This is a genomic window from Arenibacter sp. F26102 (genome assembly GCF_023015865.1).
Lineage (GTDB): Bacteria > Bacteroidota > Bacteroidia > Flavobacteriales > Flavobacteriaceae > Arenibacter.
In genome coordinates this window covers 12,079-24,784 of record NZ_JALKBC010000001.1, presented here as the reverse complement: position 1 = coordinate 24,784, position 12,706 = coordinate 12,079, and the positions used below count along the sequence as shown (strand labels likewise).

Sequence of the window (12,706 nt, the reverse complement as noted above, 5' to 3'; positions counted from 1 at the left end):
CCGTTTATAGGAGTGTATAATTGATCATATTATTCAAAAAGCTGGGCAAAGGTATGTATTTCTTTTAAACGTATACCTTTTTCGGTGGTTTGAAGGGTACAGATTTGGTTGTGGGCATCGTGTTCCAAAAACAGGTAATGATTGTTTTTCTCTGCGTTTTCCAAGAACAGGGCCTTCTCTGCAAGAGTTAATAAGGGTCGTGTATCATAACCCATAATATAGGGTAGAGGAATATGACCAGCTGTAGGTAGTAGGTCCGCAGCAAAGACCAAAGTCCTATCCTTATATTGAATATGGGGAATCATTTGTTTTTCAGTATGTCCGTCCACGAATAGAATTCCAAAGTCCATTTCGGATTGGTCCATGAAAGGGTTGTTGTTCCTAGCAATAAATTGCAACTGACCGCTTTCTTGCATAGGGAGTAAATTTTCTTTTAGAAAGGATGCCTTTTCCCGTTCATTAGGTTCTGTGGCCCATTTCCAATGGTCCTCATTGGTCCAAAAGACGGCATTTTTAAAGGCCGGTTCATATCCGGTTTTATCTTTGTTCCATTGAATGCTTCCCCCACAATGGTCAAAATGGAGATGCGTCAGGAACACATCTGTGATATCATCTCTGTGAAAGCCGTATTGGTTTAATGATTTATCCAAGGAATGGTCTCCCCATCTGTAATAATATCCGAAGAATTTATCGGACTGTTTATTGCCCATCCCATTATCTATTAAAGTAAGCCGATCACCATTCTCTATTAATAGGCACCTGGCGGCCATATCTATCAAATTGTTGGAATCTGCAGGATTGGTTCTGTTCCATATCGATTTTGGTACTACGCCAAACATAGCCCCTCCATCCAATTTAAAATTTCCTGATTCTATAGGGTATAATTTCATAAATAACCTAGCCTAAAGTATGTGCAAATTAAGAAAAGCACTAAGGATATTTCTTGAAACTTGGGTTTATTAGAGGTTTTTTAACACTTTGTCAATAATTTTCTGCCAAACCTGCCTATTGAAGATATATGACACTTTCCTTTGGTCGAATAATCTCCTTGTAATGAAATGGACGTTTAATCCCGGATTCATCAAGAATTAGTATCGGTAGGATATCCTTGCTATTGGAATTATTCTTGACCCAATTGCGAGGGGTAATTTCCTTATCAACCTTTTCTAAATGTTCCATAAAATCATTGGTAGAAATTTTATAGGACCAGGGAACCAGATCGGTCTTATTGGCAAACATGGAAGAGGCATCCATATGATCCAGTAGATTTAGGCCAGCCCCATCTTCAAGGGGCGAAACAAGGACTATTCTGTTGGGGATATAAAATGAGTTGTAGGCCAATTGAGCGGAGAGTAGATTAATTTCACTATTGCCGGTCAGTGCTATAAACGTATTTTTGGATAGGGCATCGGCTTCTTCGAACGCATCCTCCCTTAATCCATTTCCATAGATTGCTTTTAATCCGTGTGCATTGGCCTCGTTCACCAGATCCTTATTGTAGTCGATAAGGATTACTTCGCTCTGTTCGGCAAGTTGCTTGGCGATGTATAGTCCCAACGGATTTGCTCCAAGAATCAGATATCCATTTCGTGCAGCCTGTTTTACAAGTTCACCACGTTTTTTAAGCCATTTTGTGGTCCAAGTGAGAAATATGGGTACGGTTAGGGTCGTGGAAATGGCCATAAACACCAATATTGAAAAAATTTCCTGGGAAATTATATTCATTTGAAGGCCGATACCGGCAATAATTATCTCTACAGCTCCCCTTCCGTTCATACCGGTCCCTATGGTGAAACCTTCACGCCAACCGTAACCACTTGGCAGGTAAAACAAGGTGGTTCCAAAAATTTTACCAACAACGGCCCCTACGATTATCAATATCAATAGGGCCAGATCTGTCTGAAAAACTTCTAGGGTAACATGAAAGCCAGCGGTAACAAAAAATATGGGCGCTAGAAATCCGATGGAGACATCGTGGAAGACCACGGTAACATCCTTGAGAACCTGTCTGGAAAATATACCTTCCCTTATGAACAGTCCGGCCATAAACGATCCCAATATACCGTGCAATCCAGCAAGTTCGGCCAATTCGGAAAAACCCAACACAATAATGACCAAAATGCCAAAAAGCAAGGTCCGCCCCGTTAACTTGGCCTTCGTGAGTAATTTTCCCAACAGGGGAAATATGTAAATACCTATTGATACTGCCAAGCAGAAATATAGAATGGCCTTGCCAGCCACCCAGGCAAGACCAATGGAATCTACGCTGCCAGCATCGACAAAACCAATAATTCCTGCAAAAATGATAAGTGCCAAGGTATCTGAAATAAGGGCGCCGGCCATAAGAACATAGGCTATTCGTGTATCCAAAAGCTTTAGGTCTACTAAAATCCTACTTTTGGTGGCCAGGGAAGTAACCCCAACTGCAATACCCACAAATAGACCCGCTATAGGTGTACCATCAAAAAATAGTATGGTATAATAGCCAAGTGCGAAGGGGACCACGAATCCTCCAATAGCTGCAAGAAAACCGGCCCATGACGCTTTTCCCAGATCCTTAAAATTGATTTCCATTCCAATGTAGGCCATGAGAAAAAGGATTCCTACCTCGGCCAAAATGTTCAGGGCATCGGAAGTTTCCAAAATTCCGAACAAAGCCGGGCCCAGCATGATTCCTATTAGAAGTTCACCTAAAATAGACGGGAAACCTATTCGATTGGCAAATATTCCTCCAAGCCAAGCGGCCAACAATACCATTAGCAGGTTTACTATATTTAGTTCTACCATAGGATTAAATTTGTTTGCGGGGAAACAGATGAAAAAATAACCAAATATTAGTAAATTGGCAAGTAAGAACCATATTATATTCCCAAGTTTAGAAAAGGGTTAATATCCTAAACCATACTCAATGAATAAGTTTCTTTTGGATAGGAAAAGCGGTCAATTTTAAAGCCGTGTCCAAGGTTTTTTTATCATAGATGGATTTTTTCTAGATTAAAACCTATATTGCTTCAAATTTTTTTATGGTAGAACTTGCGGGAATAATCGTTCTAGGTATCATTGCACAATGGGTTGCATGGCGGTTTAAATTACCAGCTATTTTGCCCCTTATACTTATAGGTTTATTGGTAGGACCAATATCTACTTTGTTTACGGAGGACGGCACTAAATTGATCAGACCAATCTGGAATAAGACCGAGGGTTTGTTTTTAGGGGAGAGCCTTTATCATTTTGTATCCCTAGCTATTGGTGTTATCTTATTTGAGGGCGGACTTACCCTGAAAAGATCCGAGGTAGCAAGAGTGGGGCCCGTAATTACAAAATTGATTACAGTGGGCAGTGCGGTAACCTTCTTTTTAGCGGGAACGGCCGCTCATTTTATTTTTGAGCTTCCATGGCAAATTTCTTTTTTGTTTTCTGCACTTATAATTGTAACTGGACCAACTGTTATTACCCCTATTCTTAGGAATATTCCATTAAAGAAAGATTTATCAGCTGTATTAAAATGGGAGGGCATTTTGATTGATCCCATTGGTGCACTAGTGGCGGTATTGGTCTTTGAGTTCATAAGCATCGGGGAAGGACAAGGCTATACACAAACCGGACTTTTAGAGTTTGTAAAGGTGCTTTTGTTGGGGTTTTCTTTTGGTTTTAGCTTTGCACATGCCTTGACCTTGGTTATTAAAAAAAATTATGTTCCTCATTATTTGTTAAATGTGGTATCGTTGTCCGTAGTGCTTTCGGTTTTTGTCATTTCCGAACTTTTTGCACATGAATCCGGGCTGTTGGCAGTAGTAGTTATGGGCATGGTCATGGGGAATACCCAACTGCCAAATATCAAGGAACTGCTCTATTTTAAGGAGTCGCTTAGTATACTTTTAATTTCTATGCTTTTCATACTTCTTTCTGCCAGTATGAATTTACCCGAACTGGAATTGTTGTATAGTCCCAACACGCTATTGCTTTTTGCCATAGTGGTTTTTGTGGTAAGACCGTTGGGGGTATTTATGAGTACTATGGGCTCCAAACTTAACTTCAGGGAAAAGCTATTTATTAGTTGGGTTGGCCCTAGGGGTATTGTTGCTGCCGGTATTGCATCCCTCTTTGGTTCTAAATTGATTTTAAGAGAGGAACCGGGTGCGGAATATATTACACCCTTGGTCTTTATGATCGTTTTGGGCACCGTACTGCTAAATGCCTCCACCGCACGGATTATGGCGAAATTGTTGGGGGTGTTTTTAGAAAAGTCCGAAGGAATTCTCATCGTTGGAGCTTCGAAGGTCCCTAGATTAATAGCAAGCTATCTTAAGAAGAACAACAGACATGTGGTTTTGATAGATAGCAACCAAAATAATATTGAAAAGGCCAAAAACCTAGGTCTGGAAGCCTTTGTCGCCAACATATATTCCGATAATTTAACGGACAATATAGAACTGAACGACGTTGGTTACCTAATGGCATTGACCGGTAACTCGGATATTAACGAATACGCGATCGACACCTTCAAAAAAGAATTTGGGGAACACGGTTCATTTAGACTGGTTAATACCGATGAGATGAACGACCCTGACAATAATCCACAAGAAGGTCTTTTTTCACATACCGATGACTTTATTACGTTGACCGAGGCCGCCAGGAGTAATCCAGTGATACATGAAATTGAATTAAAGGGCAAGGAACACTATGAAGCCCTCATTGAAATTACCAAGGCAGATAAGGATATTATTCCCATTTTTGTTAAGACCTCGGATGGGGACCTGAAAATTATTTCATCGTTTAGCAAGAATTTTGAAGACATTCAAGAAGGATGTAAGTTAGTGTATCTTGGTAAATTGTTGGATGCTGATAATAGGGAAAAAAAGCCCAAAAATAAGCTTTCAACTTAATATTTAAGATTGCCTGGCTAATATGCCCTTGTATTTACAGTCATAAAATTGTAGCACTAAGGACCGTACTTTAAATTAAAATAAAATCCAACTGTATTGAATCCACTTTTCGTTTTAGCCATCATTATCATCTATTTTGTCTTATTGATGACCATATCATATTTCACTTCAAGAAATAGAAGTGATGAGTCTTATTTTACAGGGGACCGGCAATCGCCTTGGTTTTTGGTTGCTTTTGGAATGGTGGGGGCCGGGCTTTCAGGAGTTACCTTTGTTTCCCTGCCCGGGATGGTCGGCAACAACAATTTCTATTTTTACCAATTTATTCTAGGGAATGTTGTGGGCTATTTGTTCATTACCTTCGTCCTGATTCCGCTGTACTATAGATTAAGATTGGTCTCCATTTATGGTTATTTAGATCAGCGGTATGGGGTTAAAACATATAAGACGGGGTCTTTGTTCTTTTTGGTATCCCAATCCTTTGGAGCTGCACTACGGTTATTACTGGCCTCAAAAATTCTTCAGTTTGCACTTTTCGATAAGCTCAACATCCCTTTTCCCATTACGGTAATAATTATCCTTCTTTTGGTTTGGCTATATACCAATAAGTCTGGTATAAAGACCATTGTTTGGACCGATACTTTGCAGACAACCTTTTTGGTCTTGGGCGCTATAATTACCATATATACAATTACTACCTCCCTAAATTTGTCCTTTTCAGAATCGGTACAACAGGTTACGGAGCATAAGTATTTTAAAGTGTTCAATTGGGAGAGTAAATCGAGCAATAATTTTTTTAAACAGTTTATAGCCGGTATTCTGGTGGCTATTGCCATGATCGGATTAGATCAGAATATGATGCAAAAAACGTTAACCTGTAAAAATCAATGGGATGCTCAAAAAAACACCCTGACCTATAGCTTAATTCTGGCCATGACCCAATTCTTGTTTTTAGGTTTGGGAATTTTATTATACAGTTATGCTGAGAGTAATGGCATTAGTTTGGCCGTAGGTGAAAATGGAGCACTTTTGGATACGGACAATCTGTTTCCCGATTTGGCATTGAACCACTTGGGAGTCTTTGCCGGAATCAGTTTTTTATTAGGGATCATTGCAGCTTCATTTTCCAGTGTGGATTCCTCCCTTACGGCTCTAACCACCTCATTTACCTATGATTTTCTGGATATTTCACACAAGTCCAGTGCTGACAAAAAAAGGCTTAAAAATTGGGTTTTGCTTGGTTTTTCTGCAGTACTATTTATAATAATTATGTTGTTTTCCAACAGTAGGGGCGATGTTGTTTCGCTTATTTTTAAAGTTGCCGGGTATACCTATGGACCTCTTTTGGGACTTTATATGTTGGGAATGTTCACCAAGATAGCGGTTAAGGATAAATGGGTACCTATTATCTGCCTAATGGCACCGGTACTTACTTATCTACTGAGCGTCTACTTTTCCCAGACCTTTAATTTCGATTTCGGGTTTATTAATATAGCCGTCAATGCCGGACTTACCATATTGGGATTGTTATTGGTAAAGCGCAAGGGAGAAACCGCCAAATCCCAATAGGATAGTATTCTATTCTATTCTATTGGGGAATTCTTCAAATAAAAAATCTATATTAAAATTATTGGCAAGGAGTTGCCAATATAATAATCTTGGGCAATATTTCAGCCCTATATAACCTGATTAGTCGTTCAGTTTAAGCACCGCCATAAATGCCTGCTGGGGTATTTCTACATTTCCAACCTGACGCATACGTTTTTTACCTTTCTTTTGTTTTTCCAACAATTTTCTCTTTCGTGAAATATCTCCACCATAACATTTGGCAGTTACATCCTTTCTCAAGGCTTTTATGGTTTCCCTGGATATTATTTTGGCACCGATAGCAGCTTGAATAGGAATGTCAAATTGTTGTCTTGGAATTAGTTCCCGGAGCTTCTCGCACATTTTTTTACCAATATTGGCGGCATTGTCTGCATGTATTAATGCGGACAAAGCATCCACTGGCTGGGCATTCAGAAGTATGTCTACCCTCACTAATTTTGAGGTTCGCAGACCAATTGGGGTATAATCAAATGAGGCATAGCCTTTGGATACTGTTTTTAACCTGTCGTAAAAGTCGAATACAATTTCTGCCAGGGGCATATCAAAATTTAATTCAACCCTTTCTGTGGTTAAGTAGGTTTGGTTCGTAATCAGCCCTCTTTTATCAATACATAAGGACATAACGTTACCCACAAAATCGGCCTTTGTTATAATTGTGGCCTTGATATAAGGTTCCTCTACATGATCTAAAGTAGAAGGGTCTGGTAAATCTGATGGATTGTTAACAATAATGGGCACATCTGGATTCTTGCGGGTAAAGGCGTGGTAACTTACGTTGGGTACGGTTGTGATTACCGTCATATCAAACTCGCGCTCCAAACGTTCTTGGATGATCTCCATGTGCAACATCCCAAGGAAACCACAACGAAATCCAAACCCAAGTGCAGCACTACTCTCTGGTGTAAATACCAAGGACGCATCATTTAGCTGTAATTTTTCCATAGAAGAACGGAGTTCTTCGTAGTCTTCAGTATCAACTGGGTATATACCAGCAAATACCATGGGCTTAACATCTTCAAATCCTCCGATAGGATTTTTCGTAGGGCTGGCGGCATCCGTAATGGTGTCACCCACTTTTACCTCCCTTGCATCTTTGATTCCGGTTATAAGATAGCCAACGTCTCCGGCTTTTATACTTTGTTTTGGGTGTTGTATCAATTTGAGGGTACCCACCTCATCTGCGTAATAGTTTTTGTCTGTAGCTACAAATTTTATTTTTTGACCTTTCTTTATTTCACCATTTATAACCCTAAAATAGGTTTCTACCCCTCTAAACGGATTGTAAACAGAATCGAACACCAAAGCTTGTAGGGATTCATCCACATTGCCCTTGGGCGCCGGAATGCGTTCTATAATGGCGGTCAAAATTTCCTGTATACCCAAGCCAGTTTTAGCACTTGCTGGGATAACGTCCTCTGGCTTGCAACCTAATAAATCAACTATATCATCGGTAACCTCTTCTGGGTTGGCACTTGGTAGGTCTACTTTATTTAAAACGGGAATAATCTCCAAATCATTTTCCAAAGCCAAATAAAGATTGGAAATGGTCTGGGCTTGGATGCTCTGCGCGGCATCCACTATTAATAAGGCTCCTTCGCAGGCGGCTATGGATCGCGATACTTCATAGGAAAAATCCACGTGTCCCGGAGTATCTATAAGATTAAGTACATATTTTTCGCCATTATATTCATAATCCATTTGGATGGCGTGGCTCTTAATGGTAATTCCACGCTCCCGTTCAAGATCCATGCTATCCAATAACTGGTCTTGCTTTTCGCGATCTGTCACCGAACCGGTAAATTCCAATAACCTATCCGCCAATGTACTTTTACCGTGATCAATATGTGCAATAATGCAGAAATTCCTTATGTTTTTCATTTATGCTGTATTTACTTGGACTGAAATTCCCTTAACAAAATAAATAGATGCCAAAGGCAATTCAGTTTCCCATTTTCCATGATTTGCGCTCCAATGAACCATCATTGCAAACCAAAGCAACTGCAAAGATAGGTTTTATCCATGATTTTTAAAGTAAAAATCTCCAGTCTCGTTTATATGCAAGGGCTGGGATTCAATTTGGTAGCTAACTATAGGGAATTTCTAGAGGCTAATTCCCGGTTGGTAGATTTTTACTACAAAGTTTAGAGAAAACATTGTGGGTAGTTAATAAAAAGTTAACTTTAAAATTTTTATAACGAATATGCCGCCGTTTGTGACAATGTCAAAGGTTTCTACCTTATTCCTTCTTCTATTAAGCATCCCTGCTACGGGTCAGGAATACAAGGTTTCAGGACATGTTAAGCAAACTGACGGAGCAGATGTTGCCTTTGCAAATATACTGCTTTATAAAGTATCGGATACCAGTTTTGTCAAGGGTGCCGCTTCTGACGAAAAAGGTTTTTTTTATTTCGATAACGTAATCCACAACCAATACTTAATTCGGGCCAGTTATATAGGGAACTATTCTAGCTACAAATTGGTGGATGTTAATTCTGATTTAATGGTTGATACCTTCTTTATAGATGCCATTGGGCAGGAATTAAATGAGGTGGTAGTAATCTCCAAAAAGCCGACCTTGGAACAAAAGGTGGATCGTTTGGTATTTAATATAGAAAATACGGCGCTTTCCGATTCCGATATTTGGGATGTTCTAAAGAGTACCCCAACCGTATTTGTAAAGAATGATGAGATTACGGTAAAGGGTGAAGGTGGGGTACAAATAATGATCAACGATAAAAAGGTAAATCTACCACCTGAAGATGTACTAAATCTTCTAAGTGGTACCTCAGCCAAGGGAGTGCAATCTATTGAGGTCATTACTACACCACCAGCAAAATATGATGCCGAGGGTGGTACCTTGATCAATATTAAAATGAAAAAGAATTTAATAGCCGGGTATAATGGTGCCGTATATAACAGATATAGCCAAGGTGTATTTCCGCGTCAAATGCTTGGTACCAGTCACTATTTTAAAAGTAGGCGGTTAGAGGCCTCATTTAATTATAGTTATGCCCAGAACAAGATATTAACGAATTATACGGATATCACCAATTTTATGGAGGATGGCCAAATTACGGAAACCTGGACTTCTGACTTGGAGGTTATCTACAGAAGCAGGAAACACAATACCAGCGCTTTTTTGGATTATGCCATAGACGACAATAATACCCTCAGTTTTTCTTCCATAAGTACCTTTACTCCATCTTATTTGACCAGAGATTTTTCCGATACTAAAATACAGGATGCCAATAATGGCAGTACTTCTGGTTTTTTAACTGTGAACGATGCCAAGTTTGAAGCGATCAACGCCGCCTTTTATTTGGATTATGTACATAAATTCAATGATTTCGGGTCTAAATTGGGGGTTAATTCACATTTCACCTACTACGACTACGATAAAAACCAAGCTTTGGAAACCGATTTTTATGATGGGACCGGGACCACAGTAGGAGAGAACGACTTTAGCACCTTTAATCAGCAGCATACCAAATTATTTAGTGTTCAAGTAGATTATTCGTCACCCATAGGAGAAAATGCCAATTTTGAATCCGGTATAAAATATGCACTTATTGACTCCGAAAGTTATATTGCCCAGGAAGGTTTTAACCGAGATCAGGAAGGCATAGAACCTACAGAGGATGGTACATTTTTTTACGATGAAGAAATTTTTGCCGGCTACGCCAGCTTTGATGCCAATTGGAACAATTGGACCATGAAATCTGGAATAAGGGCCGAGTATACTGAAACACAAGGGGATTTCAGCAATAGTACGAACAAGATTCAGAATCATTATTTGGAATTGTTTCCTACCTTATTTCTTCAATTTAACCCGAACAGAAAACATAGATTCGGGGCTAGCTACAAAAGAAGTATCATTAGGCCCAGTTACAATAAGATTAATCCTTTTCAGGTATTTCAAAGTAATAATTCGGTGGTGGAGGGCAATGTAAACCTTCAGCCTTCCTTTAAGAATTCTGTAATAATGTCCTATACCTATAACAGGGATTACACCTTTGAGCTTTTTTATAGATATCATAGGAATGTTATGAGACTGTTGACCTTTCAGGACAATGAAAGCAAACTTCTGAGATTTATAACGGACAATACGGATAGGGAATTGGCCTATGGACTGGATTTTATTTATAGGAAAGAGATAACGAATTCTTGGGATACCTATTTCCTTTCCTCATACTATTACGGGACAGAGCGCTTTACCGATATTCTATCACTACAATCCTTGGATCAAGGACTGTGGACCCTCTTGTTGCAGTTCAACAATAATTTTACCCTTCTGGAAGACCGATCTTTAACTGCCAGCCTTAACTATTCCTATGTTTCCCCGATAGTTATTGGGAATTCCAGACAGGAATACTACAATGAATGGGGGATTTCGCTAAAAAAGAATATTTGGGGGAAAAAAGGAACCATAACTATGGGATTGACCGATATTTTTAAGCAGTTTAAACTAAAAAATACCCGTAAATATGGCAACCAGGATAATATATCGATTTACAGGCCGAATGGAAGAATATTTTCCCTTGGATTTAGATATAATTTTGGCAATATGAAGATTCGGGACAATTATAAATCCAAGGATACGGATGAACGGGATCGACTATAATAATCCGACCTCAATCCATACTTTCTATAAACCCTACTGTTTTTCCACGAAACTTCCTTTCTGCTATTCTTATATATAGCGGTTCCTTGCGGAGTTTAATCCTACAAAGAACAAAGCAATAGCCGATACCACCAATAACGCCAAAGGTACATGCCAATTGCCTGTAAGGCTAAAGAGCGCACCAAATAGGGGAGGTCCACATGCTGCTATAATATACCCTACTGTTTGCGACATGCCAGAGAGCTCGGCCGATTCGGAGGTGGTCCTGGTACGCAGTACCATAAACATCATGGCCAGGGCAAAGGCCAGACCAAGGGAAATCCCGATAATGATTACGGAAGGAATAATAAAGCTGGTCTTTCCAAAAATAATACCTGCCAATCCTAGAATCAGTAAAGTAAAGGAGACCCAAACCAAAATAACCTGGTCTTTCATTCTTGCCGCTAGGATGGGACCAATGAGCATAATGGGCAATTGGGCCATTTGTATAAATGAGAGCATCCATCCAGAACGACTTGCAGCCATTCCCCAACTTTGTAGAACAGCGGGAAGCCAGGCGGCCAAACTAAAGAACAATAGAGACTGAAGCCCCATAAATACGGCTATATTCCACGCCAATCCGGACTTCCAAAGAGATTTAGTGGAAGTCTTCTTGCTTGCTACAGCGACTGTAGGGGAATTTTTGACCTGGGGATACCAAATAAATAAGGATATCACGGCCAATACTCCCCAAACACCTATAGAACCTTGCCAGCCCATTCCACTAGCTTGCCCGATACGGATACTAAAGCCAGCGGCCAAGGCGGAGGTAAAGTTCATGGAAACCAAATACATGCCCGTAACAAGGCCTACCTTGTTAGGAAACATCTTTTTTATGTAAGCGGGCATCAGTACGTTAGCCATGGTAATGGCAGCCCCTATCAGGGCCGCTCCTGTAAATAGCAAAGGAACATTTCCTACGGAACGGATAAACAATCCTATGGCCAAGACCAATAGGGAATATAGCAGTAGTCTTTCCAAACCTGTTTTCCTAGCTACCTTAGGGGCAAAGGCCGATAGTACCGCAAAGGAAATTAGTGGTATGGCCGTAAGCAGTCCGATAAAGGCAGGTGAAAGATTTAGGTTTTCGGATATTTCTGTGATTACCGGTCCTACCGAAGTGATAGGAGCCCGCAAATTAGCTGCAATAAAAAGGATTCCCAATATTATTACAACAACATCAATATTTAATTTTTTGGCCCATTTATCAGATAAACTAACATTGGTTTGCCCTTTCATTGTAGAATTATTTATTCATTTTTGGACCGGCAAAGATACTCTATATAAAAGTCCTATAGGTTAATGGTTCCTTAAAGGTGATATATTTTTTGTAACAACCTGCTTGAACCTTTTTCTATTCCCCTCCCTAAGCCCTATCCGAAGGGTAGAAGGCAGATTTTTGGCTCATATTAAAACCCGGGGTTTTGTAATTAAAACTGATTTTTGCGTTAGCTATTGCAGCGGTATCCTTTTTTGGCGTTTTATTGCCTTGTCCCGCAAGGTTTCCCAAATCCTAGAGTGGATAATAATCTAAACCGGAACAAACAGGGTT

7 protein-coding genes are annotated in these 12,706 nt (G+C 39.7%); 3 read left to right on the top strand and 4 right to left on the bottom strand.

Features of this window, described 5'->3' with window-relative positions:
* Positions 1-29: 29 nt before the first annotated feature.
* Positions 30-890, bottom strand: a complete 861-nt coding sequence (locus tag MWU78_RS00110; protein WP_246993803.1) for an MBL fold metallo-hydrolase — start codon at positions 888-890, stop codon at positions 30-32.
* A gap of 115 nt (positions 891-1,005) precedes the next feature.
* Positions 1,006-2,787 (bottom strand): cation:proton antiporter, encoded by a 1,782-nt coding sequence (locus tag MWU78_RS00105; protein ID WP_246993801.1) that lies wholly within the window; start codon positions 2,785-2,787, stop codon positions 1,006-1,008.
* A gap of 236 nt (positions 2,788-3,023) precedes the next feature.
* Between MWU78_RS00105 and MWU78_RS00100 the strand changes: the two genes are divergently transcribed.
* On the top strand, positions 3,024-4,886 hold the full coding sequence (locus MWU78_RS00100; protein WP_246993799.1) for a sodium:proton antiporter: 1,863 nt from the start codon (positions 3,024-3,026) through the stop codon (positions 4,884-4,886).
* 96 nt (positions 4,887-4,982) lie between these two features.
* Positions 4,983-6,455, top strand: coding sequence for a sodium:solute symporter (locus MWU78_RS00095; RefSeq protein WP_246993797.1), 1,473 nt, complete (start codon positions 4,983-4,985; stop codon positions 6,453-6,455).
* Positions 6,456-6,575: 120 nt separating this feature from the next.
* Here MWU78_RS00095 and lepA read toward each other — a convergent pair whose 3' ends face one another.
* Positions 6,576-8,372: a translation elongation factor 4 gene (gene lepA, locus MWU78_RS00090; RefSeq protein WP_246993795.1), complete on the bottom strand. Its 1,797-nt coding sequence runs from the start codon at positions 8,370-8,372 to the stop codon at positions 6,576-6,578.
* 340 nt (positions 8,373-8,712) lie between these two features.
* On the opposite strand from lepA, the gene MWU78_RS00085 reads away from it, so the two are divergent.
* Positions 8,713-11,115, top strand: coding sequence for an outer membrane beta-barrel family protein (locus MWU78_RS00085; protein ID WP_246993793.1), 2,403 nt, complete (start codon positions 8,713-8,715; stop codon positions 11,113-11,115).
* Positions 11,116-11,184: 69 nt separating this feature from the next.
* Here MWU78_RS00085 and MWU78_RS00080 read toward each other — a convergent pair whose 3' ends face one another.
* Positions 11,185-12,393, bottom strand: a complete 1,209-nt coding sequence (locus MWU78_RS00080) for an MFS transporter (protein ID WP_246993791.1) — start codon at positions 12,391-12,393, stop codon at positions 11,185-11,187.
* Positions 12,394-12,706 lie beyond the last annotated feature (313 nt).

Coding starts and splice junctions, on each gene's coding strand:
- MWU78_RS00110 (WP_246993803.1), bottom strand. CDS start 890: ATGAAATTATACCCTATAGAATCAGGAAATTTTAAATTGGATGGAGGG.
- MWU78_RS00105 (WP_246993801.1), bottom strand. CDS start 2,787: ATGGTAGAACTAAATATAGTAAACCTGCTAATGGTATTGTTGGCCGCT.
- MWU78_RS00100 (WP_246993799.1), top strand. CDS start 3,024: ATGGTAGAACTTGCGGGAATAATCGTTCTAGGTATCATTGCACAATGG.
- lepA (WP_246993795.1), bottom strand. CDS start 8,372: ATGAAAAACATAAGGAATTTCTGCATTATTGCACATATTGATCACGGT.
- MWU78_RS00085 (WP_246993793.1), top strand. CDS start 8,713: ATGTCAAAGGTTTCTACCTTATTCCTTCTTCTATTAAGCATCCCTGCT.
- MWU78_RS00080 (WP_246993791.1), bottom strand. CDS start 12,393: ATGAAAGGGCAAACCAATGTTAGTTTATCTGATAAATGGGCCAAAAAA.